Source organism: Ponticaulis sp. (assembly GCF_029210165.1).
In the GTDB taxonomy this organism is placed as follows: domain Bacteria; phylum Pseudomonadota; class Alphaproteobacteria; order Caulobacterales; family Hyphomonadaceae; genus Ponticaulis.
Window position 1 is genome coordinate 212959 of record NZ_JARGNT010000003.1, and the last position, 19344, is coordinate 232302.

20 protein-coding genes are annotated in these 19344 nt (G+C 56.3%); 11 read left to right on the forward strand and 9 right to left on the reverse strand.

Features of this window, described 5'->3' with window-relative positions; all coding sequences use genetic code 11:
• Positions 1–71: 71 nt before the first annotated feature.
• Together ubiA and P1U45_RS15715 are read left to right on the forward strand one after the other, a co-directional pair.
• Positions 72–1004, forward strand: coding sequence for a 4-hydroxybenzoate octaprenyltransferase (gene ubiA, locus P1U45_RS15710; RefSeq protein ID WP_301059906.1), 933 nt, complete (start codon positions 72–74; stop codon positions 1002–1004).
• An 81-nt stretch (positions 1005–1085) separates the two neighbouring features.
• Positions 1086–2045 carry a fatty acid desaturase family protein gene (locus P1U45_RS15715; protein ID WP_301059907.1) on the forward strand — a complete coding sequence of 320 codons (960 nt, stop codon included), beginning with the start codon at positions 1086–1088 and terminating at the stop codon, positions 2043–2045.
• Positions 2046–2084: 39 nt separating this feature from the next.
• Here P1U45_RS15715 and P1U45_RS15720 read toward each other — a convergent pair whose 3' ends face one another.
• A complete protein-coding gene (locus P1U45_RS15720) occupies positions 2085–3317 on the reverse strand; it encodes a serine hydrolase domain-containing protein (RefSeq protein WP_301059908.1) in 1233 nt (410 codons plus the stop codon).
• A gap of 80 nt (positions 3318–3397) precedes the next feature.
• A complete protein-coding gene (gene pyk, locus P1U45_RS15725; protein WP_301059909.1) occupies positions 3398–4825 on the reverse strand; it encodes a pyruvate kinase in 1428 nt (475 codons plus the stop codon).
• A gap of 149 nt (positions 4826–4974) precedes the next feature.
• Here pyk and P1U45_RS15730 point away from each other — a divergent pair, with 149 nt between their 5' ends.
• Complete coding sequence (locus P1U45_RS15730) at positions 4975–5664, forward strand: DsbA family oxidoreductase (protein WP_301059910.1); 690 nt, start codon at positions 4975–4977, stop codon at positions 5662–5664.
• Between the two features lie 778 nt (positions 5665–6442).
• Here P1U45_RS15730 and P1U45_RS15735 read toward each other — a convergent pair.
• The 6 genes from P1U45_RS15735 to P1U45_RS15760 all read right to left on the reverse strand — a co-directional run bounded on the left by P1U45_RS15735 (position 6443) and on the right by P1U45_RS15760 (position 11832).
• Positions 6443–8167 (reverse strand): ABC transporter ATP-binding protein, encoded by a 1725-nt coding sequence (locus P1U45_RS15735; RefSeq protein WP_301059911.1) that lies wholly within the window; start codon positions 8165–8167, stop codon positions 6443–6445.
• Between the two features lie 55 nt (positions 8168–8222).
• Positions 8223–8477, reverse strand: coding sequence for a DUF4170 domain-containing protein (locus P1U45_RS15740; RefSeq protein ID WP_293608810.1), 255 nt, complete (start codon positions 8475–8477; stop codon positions 8223–8225).
• A gap of 39 nt (positions 8478–8516) precedes the next feature.
• Positions 8517–9335 carry a 3'(2'),5'-bisphosphate nucleotidase CysQ gene (locus tag P1U45_RS15745; protein ID WP_022696033.1) on the reverse strand — a complete coding sequence of 273 codons (819 nt, stop codon included), beginning with the start codon at positions 9333–9335 and terminating at the stop codon, positions 8517–8519.
• Entirely contained in the window at positions 9322–10662 is a 1341-nt protein-coding gene (locus tag P1U45_RS15750; protein ID WP_301059912.1) for a TldD/PmbA family protein, read from the reverse strand. Before P1U45_RS15750 ends, P1U45_RS15745 begins: the two co-directional genes overlap by 14 nt.
• A gap of 92 nt (positions 10663–10754) precedes the next feature.
• Positions 10755–11033 carry a hypothetical protein gene (locus tag P1U45_RS15755; RefSeq protein WP_022696031.1) on the reverse strand — a complete coding sequence of 93 codons (279 nt, stop codon included), beginning with the start codon at positions 11031–11033 and terminating at the stop codon, positions 10755–10757.
• Positions 11034–11112: 79 nt separating this feature from the next.
• Positions 11113–11832 carry a protein tyrosine phosphatase gene (locus P1U45_RS15760; RefSeq protein WP_301059913.1) on the reverse strand — a complete coding sequence of 240 codons (720 nt, stop codon included), beginning with the start codon at positions 11830–11832 and terminating at the stop codon, positions 11113–11115.
• A gap of 87 nt (positions 11833–11919) precedes the next feature.
• Here P1U45_RS15760 and P1U45_RS15765 point away from each other — a divergent pair, with 87 nt between their 5' ends.
• The 5 genes from P1U45_RS15765 to P1U45_RS15785 are packed head-to-tail and all read left to right on the forward strand — an operon-like array spanning position 11920 to position 16415.
• Positions 11920–12663 carry a lysophospholipid acyltransferase family protein gene (locus P1U45_RS15765; RefSeq protein ID WP_301059914.1) on the forward strand — a complete coding sequence of 248 codons (744 nt, stop codon included), beginning with the start codon at positions 11920–11922 and terminating at the stop codon, positions 12661–12663.
• On the forward strand, positions 12660–13937 hold the full coding sequence (locus P1U45_RS15770; RefSeq protein WP_301059915.1) for a glycosyltransferase N-terminal domain-containing protein: 1278 nt from the start codon (positions 12660–12662) through the stop codon (positions 13935–13937). Before P1U45_RS15765 ends, P1U45_RS15770 begins: the two co-directional genes overlap by 4 nt.
• A complete protein-coding gene (gene lpxK / locus P1U45_RS15775) occupies positions 13934–14923 on the forward strand; it encodes a tetraacyldisaccharide 4'-kinase (RefSeq protein ID WP_301059916.1) in 990 nt (329 codons plus the stop codon). Before P1U45_RS15770 ends, lpxK begins: the two co-directional genes overlap by 4 nt.
• Entirely contained in the window at positions 14920–15879 is a 960-nt protein-coding gene (locus P1U45_RS15780) for a lysophospholipid acyltransferase family protein (protein WP_301059917.1), read from the forward strand. Before lpxK ends, P1U45_RS15780 begins: the two co-directional genes overlap by 4 nt.
• Positions 15880–15935: 56 nt before the next feature.
• Positions 15936–16415 carry a hemerythrin domain-containing protein gene (locus P1U45_RS15785; RefSeq protein ID WP_301059918.1) on the forward strand — a complete coding sequence of 160 codons (480 nt, stop codon included), beginning with the start codon at positions 15936–15938 and terminating at the stop codon, positions 16413–16415.
• Between the two features lie 15 nt (positions 16416–16430).
• On the opposite strand, the gene P1U45_RS15790 is transcribed toward P1U45_RS15785, so the two are convergent.
• Entirely contained in the window at positions 16431–16598 is a 168-nt protein-coding gene (locus tag P1U45_RS15790; RefSeq protein WP_301059919.1) for a hypothetical protein, read from the reverse strand.
• A 134-nt stretch (positions 16599–16732) separates the two neighbouring features.
• Here P1U45_RS15790 and P1U45_RS15795 point away from each other — a divergent pair, with 134 nt between their 5' ends.
• The 3 genes from P1U45_RS15795 (at position 16733) to P1U45_RS15805 (ending at position 19343) form a co-directional block, all read left to right on the forward strand.
• Positions 16733–17143: a DUF4345 family protein gene (locus P1U45_RS15795; protein WP_301059920.1), complete on the forward strand. Its 411-nt coding sequence runs from the start codon at positions 16733–16735 to the stop codon at positions 17141–17143.
• A 52-nt stretch (positions 17144–17195) separates the two neighbouring features.
• Positions 17196–18131 (forward strand): pseudouridine synthase, encoded by a 936-nt coding sequence (locus P1U45_RS15800; protein ID WP_301059921.1) that lies wholly within the window; start codon positions 17196–17198, stop codon positions 18129–18131.
• A 111-nt stretch (positions 18132–18242) separates the two neighbouring features.
• A complete protein-coding gene (locus tag P1U45_RS15805; RefSeq protein WP_301059922.1) occupies positions 18243–19343 on the forward strand; it encodes a DUF2855 family protein in 1101 nt (366 codons plus the stop codon).
• Position 19344: the final 1 nt, after the last annotated feature.

Sequence of the window (19344 nt, forward strand, 5' to 3'; positions counted from 1 at the left end):
CTCTTCATAAAGGGCAAGAAAAACAGCTATAGTGTGATTTGGGACTCACAGACACTTCGGATTCGATGGGCATGACCGCACAGACCGCAAGACCAGCAGACGCGCCACCATCATGGGTGGACTATCTTCCGCAGTCCCTTCAGGGCTTTGCGCGTCTTTCGCGATTTGATCGCCCTATCGGTTTCTGGCTGCTGGCGATTCCATGCTGGATGGGTGTTGCCTTTGCTGGGCTTGATGTCGGCTGGCGCGCTACAAACCTGCTCTATGGCATTCTGTTTGGTATTGGCGCGATCGCCATGCGCGGCGCAGGCTGCACCATTAATGATCTGGCTGATGAAGACCTCGACCGGCAGGTTGCCCGCACGGCAGAGCGCCCTCTGCCATCCGGCGCAGTGACGCGCACGCAGGCCTATATCTGGCTAGCGGCGCAACTGGCTGTCGGGCTGGTCTTTCTGCTCTTCCTACCGCTTGCCGCTAAGATCGTGGCTCTTCTCTCGATCCCGCTAGTGGTTGCATACCCATTCATGAAACGCATTACGTGGTGGCCGCAAGCATGGCTCGGCATCACCTTTAATTGGGGCTTTCCAGTCGGGTATTTTACCGCTGGCGGCAACGACTATTTCTGGGCAGCGTTATTCTATCTGGGCCTGATCGCATGGACGATTGGCTATGACACCATCTATGCGCGTCAGGATGTGAAAGACGATGCGATTGTCGGCATCAAATCCACCGCGCGCCTGTTCGGAGACAAAACACTTCCGGCGGTTGCTGGCATTTATGGCCTGTGTGCCCTGTTGATCGGCATTGCCCTGTCTTACGGCGGACCGCGCGTGCCCGGCGTGATGATCACTATCGCCTTCATGTGTCATCTCATCTGGCAGCTGGTTATGCTTAAAACCAAGGGTGATGCAGTAGCCCTGCAACTGTTCAAATCCAACCGTGATGCGGGCCTTCTCATCGTGTTCGGGATTGTGGTCACCATAACGCTTTCAATGCTCGGCTGAGCGCCCTCTTAAAACCCTATGCAAAATAGCTAACGCCGCGTCACGATTGCGGCGCGTTTCGGGCGCTGGTATTTTCGCACCATGAGCACGCCTATTAAGATGAAGCCGCTGGAGCTGTTCACTCAGGATGAGTGGACGCGCCTCTGCAAACGCTCGGACCTTCTGGGTCTTGGTACAATCGTCCATGCCTGGGCCATTATTATCGCCGCCATGGCGATGTTTGCGGTCTGGCCGAACCCGGTGACATTTGTTCTCGCAGTCATGCTGATCGGCGCGCGCCAGCTTGGTCTGGCCATTCTCATGCACGAGGCAGCCCATGGCGGTCTCGCGACGAATCACAAGCTTAATGACTGGGTGGGTCAGTGGCTTTGTGCAGCCCCTGTGGGCGCGCATCTGCGCAACTATCGGGATTACCACATCAGCCATCATAAGTACGCGCAGTCGGAAAAGGATCCGGACCTTATCTTGTCCGCTCCTTTTCCGATTACGCGGAAATCTCTCTGGCGGAAAATCCTTCGCGATATGACGGGCCAGACCTTTTACAAACAGCGTTCAAACCAGTTCATGAACGCGATGGGGATCGGCATCAAAAACCAGAAGGGCCGCGAAAACCGCGCCCAGTCTGCGCGTGAAGCTGTCATCCCGTTTCTGATCTCGAATGCGCTGATCGCGATTGTCATGACGCTGGCAATTGGCTGGTGGGCGTATCCCGCGCTCTGGCTGCTGCCGCTCGCGACGTGGAACCAGCTCGTCACGCGACTTCGCAATATTGCAGAACATGCCTGTCTAGATGGCTCAAACCATCCGATGCGGGTCGCCCGTACGACGCGCACCAACTTCCTGGAACGCCTCTTCATTGCGCCTTACTGGGTCGCCTATCACTGCGAGCACCACATGTTCATGCACATTCCCTGCTACAGGCTGGCAGAGGCACACCGCATTCTCACCGAGAAGGGTACTGCTGAGGATATGGAAGTGAAAGAAGGCTATTGGCAGGTTCTGACCATCGCCAGTTCCAAGCCTGCTGCGACAGCCTCATAAGAAAAACGCTCCCTGCTGAAACAAGGAGCGTTTTTGTATCTACTCGATAATGCTCGAATAAACGAATTGCTGGAATTGCGGCCGGATCGGATAGGATGATGACGGCATCATCTGCGTCATCTGGATCGCGATAATGTCTTCTACTGGATCAATCCAGAAGAAGGTGGATGCAAGCCCGCCCCAGCTGAACGTACCCTCAGAGCATGGCTGGTTCATCAGGATCTCATCAACCGTCACAGCCCCGCCAAGGCCAAACCCGTTGCCAGCCATGTTGCTCTCGGAGAACATGGTATCGCCCATACCGGCCATGGTTTTACCCTCTGGCAGATGGTTCATCATCATGTACTCGACTGTCTTAGGGCTGAGCAGGCGGGTGCCATTCAGCTCACCACCATTCGAGAGCATGCGGCAGAAATTATAGTAATCAGAAATCGTAGAGACGAGGCCGCCACCGCCGCTGAACAGGCGTTGCGGGTCTTTACCCTCACGACAGTAAGACGAGCTACCATCACCTTTATCCGCCAGCGTGATTTCCTTAGTCAGAGGATTGCGCGCATAGCAGGCCGCAAAGCGTGGCAGCTTTTCTGTCGGAATAGTGAAACCGGTATCGACCATGCCGAGTGGTTCGAAAATGCGCGTCTGGAAATATGCGTCCAGCGACATGCCGGATACGATCTCAACGAGATGGCCCAGAACATCAATCGCAACAGAATAGTTCCAGCGGTCACCCGGTGAGAAGACCAGTGGAATTTCGGAGAGGACCTCGCACATCTCAGCAAGCGTGTAATTCTGACGAATGACCTTTTTGTCGATGTATTGCTTCTCGACAGGGTGAAGGCCGAGGAAATCGTAGGTCAGGCCGGATGTGTGGAGGAACAGGTCCTTCACAGTCATCTCTCGATCAGGGTCTTTCAGCTGCCCCTCGCCTGCCCAGACTTTCAGATTGGCAAAGCTCGGAATGTAGCGCGACACCGGATGCTCAAGGCGCAAAAGGCCTTCTTCAAAACACATCATCGCCGCAACGCATGTCACCGGCTTGGTCATGGAGTAGATGCGGTAGATCGTGTCCGCCGTAACCGGTTCGCCCGTATCCCAGTTCTTCACGCCCTGACATGACAGATGCGCGATCTCACCGCCGCGTGCGACCATGGTCGAGATGTTCGGCAGGCGTTTGGAGTCGAGATAGTTCTTTTTGTAGAAGGCCGGTATCCGGTCCAGTCGCTCTTTTGAAAGGCCTAGCGTTTCCGGCTGGCTGACCTGATCAAATGGCATTGCGTTCTCCCTGAGTATTTTTCTGCGCGTAACCTCGCACCCTCAGTGAAAAACGCAATCACCCGTTTTGAATTTTAGCCTTAGCTATCATCCTCAATGGCGCCGATACGGCTGATCTTCAGCGTGTTGGTCTTACCCGACCGGCCGAACGGGAAGCCGGACAGGATGACAATCCGTTCGCCATTTTCACCGCTGGCCTCGGATGCCAGCGTATCGGCGCGCGCGATCATTTCGCCAAAGTCGGAGATATCTTCGGTGACTTTCGCCGTCACGCCCCAGCAAAGCGACAGAGACTGAGCGACTTCCACATTCGGCGTTGCAGCAAGGATCGGCGCATATGGCCGGTCCCGCGCAAGGCGGCGCGCCGTTGAGCCTGTGTTGGTGTAGGCTACCGCGAAACGGCATTCGAGCACTTCGGTAATCCGCCGCGCAGAAAGGCTCACGGCATCTGCTGTGGTCGAATGATCTTCTTCACTATGGAAAATGGCGTAACAGGCTGTCTCAGGATCGCGCTCGGTCGCTGAGATGACCCGGTCCATAATCGCCACTGCGGTTTGCGGGTGGCTGCCTACCGCCGTTTCTGCAGACAGCATCACGGCATCAGCGCCCTGGTTCACCGCCGAAGAAATATCAGAGGCTTCTGCCCGTGTTGGCGCTTTGGATTCCACCATGGATTCCAGCATATGCGTTGCAACGATGACCGGTTTGCCTACACGGCGACAGGCACGAATGATGCGGCGCTGCATGATGGGCACATCCTCGACCGGACACTCAACGCCCAGATCGCCGCGCGCCACCATAATGGCGTCAGAGGCTTCGATAATCTCATCGAGATGCTCAATCGCGGAAGGCTTTTCGATCTTGGAGATAATGCCCGCTTTGTCACCAATCAGCTCACGCGCTTCATGAACGTCAGACGGCCGCTGGACGAAGGAGAGCGCGATGTAATCCACCTTCATGGAGAGCGCGAACTCAAGGTCTTCGCGGTCTTTCTCTGTGAGCGCAGAAATAGGCAGGCTGCGGTCTGGGATATTAATCCCCTTACGATCAGACAGCGTGCCCATCGCATCGGCCCGCGCTAGCAAAACGTCACCATCCCGGCCTGTTACCGTCATTTGTAGCTTGCCATCATCGAGCTTGATCACCGCGCCTTCGTCCAGCGCATCGAACACTTCCTGATGCGGAACAGGAATAACGCCCTCTTCGGTCGTCGAGGCTGCGTTCACCAGCCGGTATCCCTGCCCGTATCGCAATTGGATCGAGCCGTCTTCAAACGTGCCCGTGCGGATCTTAGGCCCCTGCAAATCCGCAAAGATCGCCGTCGCAACGCCCGTTTCGACCTGCATTTCACGGATAGATTTCACCACGTTGCGCAGCTTATCGTGCTGGCCATGGCTCATATTCAGTCGGAAGACATTCACCCCCGCCTCATGGATCATGCGTAGCATGTCGGGCGAAGACGTCGCCGGTCCAATAGTCGAAACAATCTTGCAGAGACGCTGGTGCATTCAATTTTCTCCCGATCGGCTCTTATGGTGAACCTTATTCCTCACCATAACAGTCACACGGTAAAGTGATAACGCTACCAGATGCATATCCTCTATGCAGAAGCGGACAGCCCGTGACACTTGCCAGCTTTCAGAGGTAGTCTAACGCCATGAGTGTACTAATCGAAATGGTCTCAGACCTTGTCTGCCCGTGGTGCTGGCTCGGCATGCGCCGTCTCAACGAAGCTATCGCGCTGATTGGCGATGAATTCCCTGTCGAAGTCATCTACCGTCCTTACCAGCTGGACCCTACCGTTCCGCGCGAAGGCATGCCCTATAAAGAGTATATGGCGGCCAAGTTTGGCGGCGTAGGCGATAGCGAAAAGAGCGAGCAGAAAGACCGTTTCTCTGCCATGCGTCAGATGCTGGAACAGTATGGCGAGGCAGAAGGCATTCCGTTCAAATTCTCAGGCATTGAAGTGCGACCGAACACGCTGGATGCGCACCGTCTTCTGCGTTGGGCTCAGGGCCAGAACCTTGGCTATGGCATGAAGGAAGCCCTGTTCCACGCCTATTTCACGGACCACCGCGACATTGGTGATAAAGACGTGCTGGCTGATATCGGTGCATCCGTCGGCATGGATCGCAATTTGCTGATAGACCTTCTCTCGCGCGACGCTGACCTTGAAAACGTCATGCGCGAAGAAGCGGCCTACCGTCAGATGGGAATTTCAGGCGTGCCGACATACATCGCCAATCGCAAGGTTGCCGTTCAAGGCGCGGAAGAGGCTGAAAAGCTCGCTAAATTCCTGCGTACCGCGGCGAATGAGTACCCGCTGGAATCGGCGAACTTTCAATAAAGTTACGAAAAAGTTACTTCTAAACAGAAATAATGAACGCACTCGGTTGAAACGATGCTGCGCCGTCCCCAATGTCCCTAGGTCGATCAATTTAGGTCGAAATCGCGAGGGTCGGGAGCGCTACCAACACTTACCCGACCCTCTAGTCCAAACCATACGGCATGGAGGTAATTTTCATGACTCATATATTGGTAGCTCAACGCTCGAGTCAAATTGCTTTTTCCAGCCTGATTAAGGAAACTAGCAATTATGCTTACAGTTCCAAGCTTTCAAAACTCTCCAAACTATAACTTGCTACGCGATGCTGTAGCTAATCGAACGCCTGTGAGTCTTTTTTACAAAGGCCATACTCGAGAAGTGTGCGTTCATACGATTGGCTGGAAGCAAAACAAAGAGAAGGTTCTTACCTACCAGTTTGGGGGAGGCTCGAGCAGCGGACTGCCGCAAGGCGGTGAGTGGCGCTGCATGTTCGTCGCAGACATTGATTCTATTTCAACACTCGAAGCGGAATGGCACACCGACCCTCGGCACTCCCGACCTCAAACCTGCGTTGATGTAGTTGATATTGAGACATCATGATGGCTGCGTAATTTTCTGCTCTCTCTCGAGCGCTTGAGTCGATGAAAATCGTTCTCTGAATACCACCTTCTTCGGTTAAAGCCTCGACGATCCATTCATTGGAGTCTTCGAGGCTTTGCACCACTTCAGCGCTTACAATCATCAGTGTACCTCCTGCGAGCAAATATGTACGTCGAGCAGAGACTGTTGAATAAGAATGTCAATTCAGCTGAAGCTCTGCAAGGCGGGCATAAACCCCGCCGCTTGAGACGAGCTCATCATGGCCGCCACTTTCAACGACGCGGCCATCTTCCACCACGACAATATGATCCGCATTGCGCACGGTTGAAAGACGATGCGCGATAACAAGCGTGGTGCGGTCTTTGGAGAAATCCGCAAGCGCTGCCTGAACCTTGGCTTCAGAATCTGCATCCAGCGCAGACGTCGCCTCGTCCAGCATCAGGATTGGTGCGTCACGCAGTATTGCACGGGCAAGCGCGATACGCTGGCGCTGGCCGCCTGAGAGGTTACGCCCCAGCTCGCCAACCTGCGTTTCATAGCCGTCCGGAAGCGCCGCGATGAAGTCAGTTGCATTGGCGAGCGCAGCGGCCCGCTCAATGTCTTCACGGCTCGCGCCAAGACGCCCCAGCGCAATGTTTGCCGCGATCGTATCATCAAACAGCGCAGCATCCTGCGCCACGAGCGACATGTTGGCGCGAAGGTCTGCGCCTTTGACTGCGGTCACCGGCACATCATCGATCAGAACCTCGCCAGCGCTCGCATCATAGAGACGAAGCAACAGGTTAAAGACTGTCGACTTACCTGCGCCACTCGGACCCACAATCGCCACTGTTTCACCCGGATGAGCTTGAAAGCTCAGGCCCTTAAGCGCCAGCGACCCATCCGGATACGCAAACTCGACATTGTTAAAGCTGATCGCGCCTTTCACCTCGTTCAGATGGCGCGCATCCGGCGCATCACGAACCACAGCTTCGTCATCAAGGACTTCGAACACGCGGTCAGCCGCTGCGCCGCCTTCCTGAGCGACAGCATTCAACGTGCCAAGCGCACGGATTTCAGGAGCTGCCAGACCAATCAGACCGAGAAAGCCGATAAAATCACCGAGCGTGGAATCGCCCATGGAGATGCGCCATGCGGAGAAGCCGAGCACGCCGGCAATCGCAACGCCGCCCGTCACTTCAAGGATCGGGTCAACAGCCGCCTTATCACGAAGAACCTTTAGATAAAGCGCCGCGCGTTCCATGAAGCCACGACCGACACGGTCTGTCTGATAGTCCTCAAGGCCGTAGGCTTTCACCACGCGGCCAGACTGAAACCCTTCAGAAAGAAGCGAGGTCACCTCGCCAACCTGTTTCTGCGCCTGCTTTGCACGTTTGCGCACGGAATTGCCGAGTGCGATGACAGGGCCAAAAGCGATTGGATAAGCGACCAGCATAATCAGGGTGAGTTGCCAGTCGATAAGAAGCATAGACACGAATGCGCCAATAACCGTCACCACACCTTTGGTGAAGTTATTGGCAACGCGAAGGCCTGCATCACGCATGGCATTGGTGTCGTTGATAAAGCGGGACACAAAATCACCGCTGGCAGCAGAGCTGAGGCGCGCAAAGTCGCCGCGCGTCAGGCTCGCAAACTGCGCATTCTGAACATCCACCAGCGATTTCTGAACGCCGGTATTGTTGAACAGGGTCATCCCGTAAAGCGATCCCGCCCGAAGGATGGATGCGATGATGATGCCTGCAGTCAGAATGATGATCAGAGATACGCCCGGCATGCCGAAGCGGTAAATCAGGCTCTCCGGGTCCAGCTCCGCGCCTATCAGCGCCTGAAGCGTATCACCCACAAATTTGACAAGAACCATCTGCGTGACGCCTGCAAGAGACGTCACAACGGCAGCCAGAGTACCGGTTACAAACCACCCCATATGAGAGGTGAAGAATTCACGGAAAAGGCGGGTCAGACCCGCCTTTCTTTTTACCTCAGACGCTATGGTGCGCTCCCGTTTCCGGGTCGAGCAGCTTGTGGGCGTGCAGGATGAAGTAGCGTGTTTCAGCAGAGTCTACTGTACGCTGCGCAGCAGATTTCCATGCGTCATACGCTGTTTTGTAGTTCGGGAAAGCACCGACGAAATCGATCTGAGACAGATCTTCGAATTCAATGTCGGTTACGTTTTTCAGCTCACCACCGATTACGATGTGGAGAAGCTGTTGCTGGCTAGTAGCTGAGTCGGTCATAGTGTCTGTCTCCAGGCATTAATTCTGTTCGCGGCGGTATCACGAGTCGCCGGGTTCCGGCAGGACCAGATGATTGACCCGCTGCACAATGAGTTCGTGTACCACCGGCCCCGCAGCAATCAAGCTCCGTTGGGATGCGACTTTCCGATTAAACACAAAATCGTCACCAATATGACAACTCACGCGGCCACCCGCCTCTGCGATGATCAATGCAGCAGCCGCGACATCCCAGTCGAACTTCTCGCGGAGAACGACAACAGCGTCCCAGCGACCATCCGCAACCAGCGCCATCCGGTAAGCCGTAGCGTTCGGCGTGACGTCAGGAAAGACGAGTTCGGGCCATGGCACATCCCAATGATCGGGCGAAAACATACGAGGATCGGCAATGATGCGCGCCTTTTCCAGCTCCGGCTTCGGGCTGGAGGTGATGGTCTCGCCATTGCGCGTTGCGCCAAGGCCTTTGCCCGCAACAAACAACTCATTGAAGACCGGCGCATAAATGACGGCGGCCACAGGCTCTCCGAATTCCAGAATGGCCAGCGCGATACAGAAATGCGGCTTGCCTTCCATGAAGGCACGCGTGCCATCAATCGGATCGACGACGAACACGCAATCGCGGCTCAGGCGTTCCGGGCCGTCCTGAGTTTCCTCGGACAGCCAGCCATAATCAGGCCGCGCGCCGCGCAGCTTTTCTTCCAGAAATGTATTCACCGCCAGATCGGCATCCGTAACCGGATGGTCGGGCTCTTTCTCCCAGATCTTCAGATCCGAGTGAAAATAGGTCATGGCGATATTGCCGGCCTCGAGGGCGGCGTCCCGCAGGAGATTTAGATCAGCCTGCAGGTCAGCGGCCAGCAATCGTCATCCCCTCGATAAGCAGGCCGGGCGTGTTCGTACGATTGCGGAACTCAAGATCGCTCGCTGGCACAAGGCGTTTAAACATCTCGATCAGATTGTCCGCCACAGTGATTTCAGACACAGGGAAGCTGTTGCCCTCACCATCATGCCAGACGCCCGATACGCCAACAGAATAGTAGCCCGTATTCGGGTTGATGCTCGGCCCGAACATTTCAGTGACCTGAAGGCATTTACCAACCGAAGAGATTAGCTCTTCCGGTGACTGGCTGCCCGCAGGCATGTGCATGTTGGAAACCGAAATGCTCGGCGGGTCACCAAAGCCCGGAGACGCAAACCCGTTCGGCTTGAGCCCCAGCTGACGCGCAGACGGGCCATTCAAGAGCCATGTTGTCAGACGTCCGTCTTCCACAATCTTCGTCACCTGAACCGGACGGCCTTCGCCATCGAAACGGCGGCTCCCCATACCGAAGGCGCGGAAAGGATCGTCAATCAGCTCAATGCCATTAGCGAAGACCTGTTCGCCCAGCTTGTCCTTCAGGAAGGACGTACCACGAGCAATCGCTGCGCCAGAAATCGCGCCGATGAATGCGCCGATCAGGCTGGCCGAAACGCGCTTGTCATAGAAGACAGCGGCTTTCTGGCTATCGATCTTCTGCGCGCCAAGGCGGGCAATCGTGCGCTCGCCCGCAACGCGGCCGATTTCAGCCGGTGTCGGGCGGTCAATGCGGCGACGAGACGTGTAGCTCTCATAGTCGCGCTCCATAACGCCGTCGCGTTCTGCAATCGCAGACAGACCAACGCCGGAGAGAGAAGACGATTTGTGCGCGCGGAAACCGTTAGACGCCGCCAGCCAGACTTCACCAGCCGACCAGCTGGAGCCTGAGCCTGGAACATCTTTAATGCCGGGAACAGCGCGTGCCGCCGCTTCAGCTTCAATTGCTTCGGCCTCGAGAACTTCTGGCTCGACAGGGTCATCGCCCCAGAGCTCGATCTCAGGAAGGTCGTGCGCCAGCTCTTCAGGTGCTGCAATGCCTGCATACTGATCTTCAGGCGCGATCTTCGCCATGCTGACGCAGCGATCCACCAGAGCTTCCAGACCATCAGTGCTGAGGTCCGAACCGGACACATGCGCCTGACGCTGACCAACGAAGCAGCGGAGCGACACACCGGTCGACTCATCACGCTCGATCGTTTCCAGCTTGCCCTCGCGTACAGTGACATCAACGCCGCGGGACCGGTCCATGCTGGCATCTGCTGATGTGGCACCAGAGGCCAGCGCTTTCTCAATCACACGATTGAGTGTCTCTTCGTAATTCGTATCGTTCATAGAATTCAGATGACCTGCGTCACCCCAAAATGCAACTGACCCCACCTGCGAAAAACAGATGAGGCCAGAAAATTGTCGTCTGAAAGATCAGATTATTCTTTTTCGTGTTGCTCGACGATGCGCAGCATGTCGTTCACATCATCGCGGATATCCAGAAGCGTGATGATCAGACCAGCTGCCAGCGTTGCAATGACCCAGCCAAGGAACAGGCCGAAACCGGCGGAGACATATTTGTTCAGAAAGATGTCAGATCCCAGACGGTCTGCAAACACATCGCCATTGATGTAGCCGGTTGCGCCCGCATAAAGAATAAATGCCGGATAGACGAGGTAGACCATCAGGCGAAAGCTGTTGATTACGAAGTATTTCATTGTGCCACTCCCACTTCCCAGAACAGAGCCTAGCCGAAGCTAAGGCACTAGCCAATAATTGCCCCTGCAAATTCTGCGCCTATTCGCGACCGAGCAGCTCGTCAATTCGCAAATTGCCCCGACCGGACTCTTTGAAAGCCTTTTTAATCGCCTCAGGGTCGTAATACTTCTCCACCCATTCAAGGAATGGCGTCGGCTGACGCTCATTGAAGGCGGCGTAGATTTCGAACACCGCATCCAGAATACCGGTCTTGCCGTGCTTCACATGGAGGTATTTAAGAGAGAGCTGATCGCGCGCCTCTTCAAGGCTCGTTGCTTCGCGGAGCAGTTTGTAGAGCACAGACATTACGCCCGCCCGGTCCGCACCTGACTTACAGTGCATCAGCGCCGGATACTCGATGCTATCAAACAGTTCCTTCGCCTCAAAAATCCGCTCTTTGGTCGGCGTATTGCGAGAGAAAACCTGAAAGTCGACCAGCGTGATGCCGTTAGCCTCACAGGCTTCTTTTTCCAGCAGATAATAGCCTTTCGGACTCTCGCCGCGCAGGTTCAGAATTGTCTTGATACCGCGTTCACAGGCATGTTCTGCCACCTGCTTGGGAGAGGGCTGGTTAGAGCGCCACATCTCATCTGAAATCTGGTGCAGGTTCTGAAAGCGCAAACGCAGAAAACCGTGGTCACCCCAGTAGAGTTCGTTATTGGCGCGCTTGCGGCCTTTTTCCGTTGAGAGATCAATCGGGCCTTTCGCGGCCTCACGGGCGCGGCGACGGGCTTTCTGTTCGGGTGTTTTATTAAACATGACTGGCCCTTACCTCACCGAATTCTCAACGTAAATCTACCTTTTCCCCATTTGCGCAGACATGAAACACAGAGTAAGGCGGAAGCCATGAAATCTATTCTGCGTTCAGGCCCCGTGCAATCGACACTGGCCTTCCTGATCTGGGCCTATATGGCACTGATCGGTCGGACCAATCGCTGGCATGTCGAAGGGCTCGAAAAAGTTGAGCCACTCTGGGACGGTGATCAGGGGCTGATCGCGGCCAGCTGGCACTCGCGTATTCTCCTCCTGCCCGTCGGCTGGACGCGATATATGCGTCATCGTGCCGGCAGCGATGGCAAGCTCGCGATTATGATCTCCATGTCACGCGACGGTGAATTCGTAGCGCGTGCGGCTGAAAAGCTGGGCCTGAAAGTCATTCGTGGCTCGCGCGGCAACAAGAAGAAGCAAGACAAGGACAAAGGTGGCGCAGCGGCCATTCGTGAGACCGGCGAACTCCTGAAAGAAGGCGGCGCTGTCTGCATCACGATTGACGGCCCGCGCGGCCCGCGTCAGCGCGCAAGCCTCGGCGCGGCTCTTCTTGCCCAGCGCCGCGGCGCGAAAATCGTGACTTATGCCCTCGCCGCCAGCCCGGCCAAACGCCTCAATAGCTGGGACCGTTTCGTCATCCCCTTCCCGTTCACCAGGGGCGCGATTGTGATTGGCGACATTATCGAAGCGCCGCGCGGCGTTCCAGCTGAAGACATCCGCCAGCGCATGGAAGATGCGCTCAATGCCGCGACACAGCGCGCAGAAGAACTTGTCGGCGGCACTTATGAGCCACCGGAGCCGCTGAGCGAGGAAACAGCATGACGCTCGGGCTCGTCACCTATCGCACGCTGACAGCCGGCCTTGATCCTTTCCTGCCGCTCATTCTCAACAGCCGTGTCAAAAAGGGCAAAGAGAATCCGGACCGCCTGCAGGAACGACGCGGCTATGCGAGCCGTAAGCGTCCGGCCGGAAAGCTCGTCTGGATGCATGGCGCGAGCATTGGCGAAAGCCAGGTGCTGACCCTGCTTTATGAAGCGCTGAAAGAAAGTGCGCCTGACTTACATGCGGTCATCACCACACAAACCCAGACGTCCGCAGGCCTCATCGCGCGTAAAGACCTGCCAGACCTTGTCCATCAGATGGCGCCGATAGATACGCCATTCGCGACAGAACGTTTTCTGAAACACTGGCAGCCAGACCTCGCCATAGTCGCCGAAGGTGACATCTGGCCGAACATGCTGAGCAAGCTCGATAAAAAACGTATTCCCCGCATGCTGGTGAATGCCCGCATGACGAAGAAAAGCCTTCAGGGCTGGGAACGCTATCCCAAACTTGCCAAAAAACTTCTGGGCGGGTTCGAGCCAATCCTGCCAGCCAACCAGCGCACGATGGACGGGCTGCACCACCTCACCGGTAAGCGGCTGAAGCTCGCGGGCAATCTGAAATACGCCGCACCAGAACTCGCCGCAGACGAGGCAGAGCTTGATCGGCTGCGCGCTGTTATCGGGAATCGTCCGGTCTTCGCGGCGCTGTCTACTCATCCGGGCGAAGAAGAGATGGTCGTCGCGGCCTTTGAGGACATCCTCAAGGAATTGCCAGACGCGCTGTTGATCATCGCGCCCCGCCACCCTGAACGTGCTGGCGACATTATGCCGGTCATTGGCGGCTATCCATTCTATCACCGCTTCCAGGAGAGCGCGCCGTCAGAAGGTGACCAGATATGGCTCTGCGATACGCTGGGCGAGCTGGGCCTCTGGATGCGGCTTGCAAACGTCGTGTTTCTGGGCGGCGGCAAGCCGGGCTCTGGTATTCTGGGCCATAACCCGATCGAAGCGCTCAAGCTGGAACGCTATGTCATCTCCGAGCCGGAGACAGACAATTTCAAGGCCGAATTCGCGGACATGACAGCGGCAGGCGCTGCCGAATTTGTCAGCGACGCACAGTCGCTCGCAGCCGCGGCGCTGCCATGGCTGAAGGGTGAGCACACTTTTGAACCTGACACCGGCAAGCTTGCCTCCTATCTTTCAGGAGACAAACCGCTTCGCCTCGCCAAAGAAGCGGCGCTCAAACATCTGAAGATCGCAGCTGCGTCATGAGAGAACCCGCCTTCTGGCACCAGACAGACAAATACGCACGCAGCGCTGCCCCGCTCACGCGCGCTTTGCTGACGCCGCTATCGGCTCTCTACAGCTGGGCGGGTGCGCGCCGCATCGAGAAGACTGAGCCGGAAGTCGTCTCTGCCAAGGTCATCTGTGTCGGCAATCTGACGCTTGGCGGGTCAGGTAAAACACCGATCGTTGCCGCGCTTCGCGACTATTTCTCGGCACAAGGCCTGCGCGCGGCCTCCCTCTCACGCGGATATAAGGGCAAGCTGGAAGGCCCGCTAAAGGTCGACTTCAACGCGCACACCGCCATCGATGTCGGTGATGAAGCGCTGATGCTGTCCTGTTCCGGTGAAGCATGGATTGGCAAGGACAAGGTCGAAGCCGGTAAAGCCATGAGCGCCGATGGCGTCGCCATCATCCTCATGGATGATGGTCATCAAAATCCGACCCTCACCAAAGATCTCTCCATTGTGGTGATCGATGGCGGCAATCCTTGCGGCAATGGCTTTGTCTTCCCGAAAGGCCCGCTGCGAGAGCCTGTCGAACGCGGCCTGTCACGCGCTGATGCTGTGATCGTCATGGGGGAGCTTAAAGGCCTGTTCGACGAACTTAAAAGCTTCGAAGGTCCGGTTGTTCAGGGCCACACCGTCTCCAACGGCCCGGTCGCAGATGGCCCGCTTCTCGCATTTGCCGGTATTGGACGCCCCGCTAAATTCTTCGACACGCTGACCCGTGAAGGCGGCAATGTCGTCGACGAAGTGCCTTATCCGGACCATCACTCATTCTCGCAGGACGACATTGATTTCCTGCATGGTCTAGCCAGCGAACGCGGCGCACGCCTCATCACAACTGAAAAAGATTATGTACGTCTGGAAAAAGCGCAGCGAGACGACATCTTAACCCATCCGGTTCATGCCGAGTTTGACCTTGCACCGCTAGAGCGCCTATTTGAGCCGCTCATCAGGAAAGATTCATGAGCAACGAGCAGCAATATATCCGCTCCAAAGATGTCGAGAACCGCGCAAGCTTCGGCCAGAAGCTGCTCTGGCAAATCGAGTCGATTGCATGGGATGTGATCTATTGGGGCCCGTTCAAAATGATGGGCGTAGACCGTGCCTCGAACTTTGGCGGCTGGTTCTTCAAAAAGCTCGGCCCGCTCACCAGCACGCATAAGACCGCACTGAAGAACCTGCGCATGGCCTTCCCCGAATGGAGTGAAGAGCAAGTCGAAGCGACTGCGATGGAAGCCTGGGAATGCTTTGGCCGCACGGCTGGCGAACTCCCTCACCTGCCGAAGATTGACCCTTATGAGGAAAATGGCCGCGTCGAGATTGTCGGCCTTGAGAACCTCGACGCCATTCGCGATTCTGATAAGGGCGCCGTGATGGTGTCCGGGCATTTCGCCAATTGGGAAGTTATGGCAGCCACGATCTGTAACCGCGTGGACGATGCCTACATCACCTATCGCGCGCTGAACAATCCGCACATTGACCGCAAGCTGAACAAGGTGCGCCATGACTATGGCACAGCCGTGTTGACGCCAAAGGGTATTGGTACGCGCGAAGTCATGAAGGCGCTGAAGGACAACAAAGCCGTCGGCCTGATGAATGATCAGAAATTCAATCAGGGCATCGCCGTTCCGTTCTTCGGAATTGAGGCCATGACTGCGCCAGGGCCGAGCCGTCTCGCCATCAAATACGACGTGCCGATTGTGCCATTCTCAACCGTACGCACAGGCCCTGGCCGTTTCCGCGTCACCATTCACGACACTATCGTCCCGCAAAAAACCGGCAATCTGGAAGCGGATATCCACGCGACGGTTGAGCAGATCAATGCCTTCATGGAAGCGCGCGTCCGCGAAACACCGGGCCAGTGGTTCTGGATGCACCGCCGCTGGCCGAAGGAAGCCTGGCGCGAGGCCGGTGTCGCCTGATTTCTTGGAACCGGCCTGTTCCTCCTGCGTAGGTTTAGCAACGCAAAGAGGACCTTATGACCAAGACAATCTACGACCTTCTGAAGAACGACCACGACAAACACCGCAAACTCATGGACGAGATTGCTGACACGTCCGGTGACAGCGAGGCACGCCAGAAAGCCTGGAAAGAATTCTTCTATGAGGTGAGCGCACACGCGGCTGCCGAAGAAGAAGCGTTCTACGGACCTCTCATCAAAACAGAAGACGGTCAGCCACATGCCCGTCACTCCGTCGCCGAGCACCATGAGGTGGACGAGATGATGGCCGAGCTGAATGAAACGGACATGAGCTCACCCGGTTGGCTGACAAAATTCAAAACCATGCGCCACCGCTATGAGCACCATATCGACGAGGAAGAAGAAGACATCTTCCTGGCGGCTAAAGAAGCGCTCGGCAAGGACGCACACGGCAAATACGGTCAGGAATTCATGCGTCGCAAAGATCGCGAACGTGAGCTCGTCGACGAAAAAACTGACGCTGCTCCTGACGAATAAGCTCTGAAGGCAGGCCTAGCGGAAGAGGAAATATCCAGCCGTTCCGAACGCGACGCCTGCCATCACCCCTGCAAACACAAGCACCGAAAGCGGATAGGCATCAATGCGCGCCCCCAGCGTTCTGAGCTTAGGCTTTTCGGTGCTGATTAATGCTGAAGTCGTCTCCGTCTGACGTTCTGTCATAAGTCTGCGGCTCCTTCCCCGAAACCAACCTACCACAAGTCGAAACCGCCCGCGAGATCACGATCACACAGGTCTGTTTTGACTTTGAACCGTATCGCCCCACTCTTATAAGATCATTTCACGGGGTGGACCGCATGATTGCTCAAGTCATTTCTTCGCTGACGCTCGCTTTTGGCGCCTGGATGGGGCTGTTTGCCATGCTGAAACCCGACTGGATTTCACGAACGGTCGGGCTGACACCAATCGAAGGCCACGCTGAAGGCGCATCGGAATTTCGCGGCACACTGGGAGGTCTGTTTTTCTTCAGCCATCTGACCACGCTGGTGCTTCTCTGGTATCTCGACCAGATGATTGCGCCCATCATCGTTATCCCGCTCGCCGCGGCATGGGCTGGCTCAGGCATTGGCCGTATGCTCTCGATCTGGCGCGATGAAGGCACCAACACCCGTCAGAACTGGATCTGGGTCGGCTTCGAGCTTGGCTTCAGCGTCCTTATCATTCTGCCATTCGTCATGATGTTGCGCCTCATCCACATAACAGGATGACCTTTCGTGCGCGCCATGCTATTGGGCGCTCCTTATATTGAAAGGATACGCGATGACGGAGCGTCGGGAGACGGGCCGGGGTCGAAACATCGGACCCGCGCGCAACAAAGCTAAAGCCGCCCCAGAAGCAAAATGGGAAGACGGCGAACGCATTGCCAAATACCTCGCACATGCTGGCATCTGCTCCCGACGGGAAGCAGAAACCCTTATTTCCGAGGGCAAGGTCATGGTGAATGGTGAACGTCTGGACAGCCCGGCCGTCAAAGTGACGGCGCGTGACCAGATCAAAGTCCGTGGCAAAATCGTGCGCCCGCCAGAGGCAACACGCATGTGGATGTACCACAAGCCGGCTGGCCTCATCACAGCGACGCGTGACCCTGAAGGTCGCCCGACGATTTTCGACCATTTGCCGAAATCCCTGCCACGGGTCGTGACTGTCGGTCGTCTCGACCTCACAACCGAAGGGCTGCTCCTGCTGACCAATGACGGTGAGCTGGCGCGTAAGATGGAGCTGCCGGCCACAGGTCTGGAGCGCCACTACCGCGCCCGTGCGCATGGCCGCGTCACACCTGAAGCCCTCGAAGAGCTGAAGAAAGGCGTGATAGTCGATGGTATTGAATACGCCTCAATCGATGCCACGCTGGAACGCACCACCGGCACGAATAACTGGCTGCACGTTATTCTGCGCGAGGGTAAAAACCGCGAAGTCCGTAAGGCGCTCGCGTCTGTAGGCCTGACCGTAAACCGCCTGATCCGTATTAAATACGGTCCGTTTGAACTGGCTGAACTGGCATCAGGAACGCTGGAAGAAGTGCCCGCAGAACAGCTGACGCGCATTCTCGGTGAAGAAATCCGCACCCAGCGCATGTCTCAGGCACCAGAGCGTCCGCAACGCGGTCAGCGCCCGAACAGCTCTCGTGGCGGCCCACGTAGCGGAGGTCCAGGGCGTCGTCCGGGCGGTCAGAAAAAGCGTCCACCGCGCCGCTAATTCCCCTGGTACGGGCACAGATCGATAAAATTTCGCTTTTATTGGCAGACGGGATACCCCAAGTTATTGTGGTGAAGAGGTTTGGTTCTCTGCACCGCAGGAGTTAATGCGATGTCGTCTGACCATATTCTGTGCCTTGAGGTCGATAAAAGCGATCTCGCACATACGAGAATATCCGATCGCACCGTCAAAGAATTGCGAGACGGCGAAGTGCTGATGGGCATTGAGAACTTTGCCTTCACTGCCTCCAATATCGCGTATGCGCTGCATGGTGAAAGCCGCAAATACTGGAAATTCTTTCCCGCCGCGAACCCCGGCTGGGGCTGCATTCCGGCCTGGGGGTTCCTCACCGTAGAAGAAAGCCGCTGCGACGACATTGAACCGGGCGAGCGCTTTTTCGGCTTCGTGCCGACTGCCAGCAAATGGGTGTTTGCCCCTGACAAGATCGACGATAACGGCTTTCTGGATGGAACTGCGCACAGAGATATGCTGCCCGAAACCTATAATCGGTATCACCGGCTGGGCGCCGACCCGACCTATCGCGCGGACTATGAGAACCAGCAGCTCTTGTTTCGCCCGCTCTTTTTCACAGCCTTTCTTCTGGTACGACATTTAGAGCTGAATGATTTCTACGGCGCAGGTCACATCGTCATCTCCAGTGCATCGTGCAAAACCGCTATGGCGCTGTCATGGCTGCTGCGTCGCCGCGGCATTAAGACAACTGGCCTCACCTCTCATGCAGGCCGTGCCTTTGCAAAGAACAGCCAGAATTATGACGGCGTCGTACTTTACGATGAGGCCAAAGATACGCTCAAGCCAGAGCAGACGTCAGTCCTTATCGACTTCTCAGGCCGTGATGCGCTGTGTCAGGAGCTACACGATTTTTACGGGGACAATCTCGCCTATTGCATCCGCGCTGGCGAAACCGACTGGAAGGCCGCAATGGCTGCCTCCACCCCTGAAATGCAGCCCGGACCTAAAGCGATGGAGTTTGTGACGTCGCGCTATCTGGAAGATAATGATCTCGGCATCAATGCACGCGACCTCCGCGTCGATTTGGCAGAGGAGCTTTTGGAGTTCTACGGCCACGCCTCTCGCTGGATCAAGACTGTGCGTGCGCTTGGCTCTGAAGCCGTACAGGAATGCTATGACCGCGTCCTCGCCGGCAAGACACTCGCCAGCGAGGGTTTCGTTCTGAGCTTTGAGGTCTGAG

Coding starts and splice junctions, on each gene's coding strand:
- P1U45_RS15785 (WP_301059918.1), top strand. CDS start 15,936: ATGACCAAGACAATCTACGACCTTCTGAAGAACGACCACGACAAACAC.
- P1U45_RS15715 (WP_301059907.1), top strand. CDS start 1,086: ATGAGCACGCCTATTAAGATGAAGCCGCTGGAGCTGTTCACTCAGGAT.
- P1U45_RS15780 (WP_301059917.1), top strand. CDS start 14,920: ATGAGCAACGAGCAGCAATATATCCGCTCCAAAGATGTCGAGAACCGC.
- P1U45_RS15755 (WP_022696031.1), bottom strand. CDS start 11,033: ATGAAATACTTCGTAATCAACAGCTTTCGCCTGATGGTCTACCTCGTC.
- P1U45_RS15805 (WP_301059922.1), top strand. CDS start 18,243: ATGTCGTCTGACCATATTCTGTGCCTTGAGGTCGATAAAAGCGATCTC.
- P1U45_RS15800 (WP_301059921.1), top strand. CDS start 17,196: ATGACGGAGCGTCGGGAGACGGGCCGGGGTCGAAACATCGGACCCGCG.
- pyk (WP_301059909.1), bottom strand. CDS start 4,825: ATGCACCAGCGTCTCTGCAAGATTGTTTCGACTATTGGACCGGCGACG.
- P1U45_RS15750 (WP_301059912.1), bottom strand. CDS start 10,662: ATGAACGATACGAATTACGAAGAGACACTCAATCGTGTGATTGAGAAA.
- P1U45_RS15790 (WP_301059919.1), bottom strand. CDS start 16,598: ATGACAGAACGTCAGACGGAGACGACTTCAGCATTAATCAGCACCGAA.
- ubiA (WP_301059906.1), top strand. CDS start 72: ATGACCGCACAGACCGCAAGACCAGCAGACGCGCCACCATCATGGGTG.
- P1U45_RS15740 (WP_293608810.1), bottom strand. CDS start 8,477: ATGACCGACTCAGCTACTAGCCAGCAACAGCTTCTCCACATCGTAATC.
- P1U45_RS15795 (WP_301059920.1), top strand. CDS start 16,733: ATGATTGCTCAAGTCATTTCTTCGCTGACGCTCGCTTTTGGCGCCTGG.
- P1U45_RS15770 (WP_301059915.1), top strand. CDS start 12,660: ATGACGCTCGGGCTCGTCACCTATCGCACGCTGACAGCCGGCCTTGAT.
- P1U45_RS15730 (WP_301059910.1), top strand. CDS start 4,975: ATGAGTGTACTAATCGAAATGGTCTCAGACCTTGTCTGCCCGTGGTGC.
- P1U45_RS15720 (WP_301059908.1), bottom strand. CDS start 3,317: ATGCCATTTGATCAGGTCAGCCAGCCGGAAACGCTAGGCCTTTCAAAA.
- P1U45_RS15765 (WP_301059914.1), top strand. CDS start 11,920: ATGAAATCTATTCTGCGTTCAGGCCCCGTGCAATCGACACTGGCCTTC.
- P1U45_RS15760 (WP_301059913.1), bottom strand. CDS start 11,832: ATGTTTAATAAAACACCCGAACAGAAAGCCCGTCGCCGCGCCCGTGAG.
- lpxK (WP_301059916.1), top strand. CDS start 13,934: ATGAGAGAACCCGCCTTCTGGCACCAGACAGACAAATACGCACGCAGC.
- P1U45_RS15735 (WP_301059911.1), bottom strand. CDS start 8,167: ATGGGGTGGTTTGTAACCGGTACTCTGGCTGCCGTTGTGACGTCTCTT.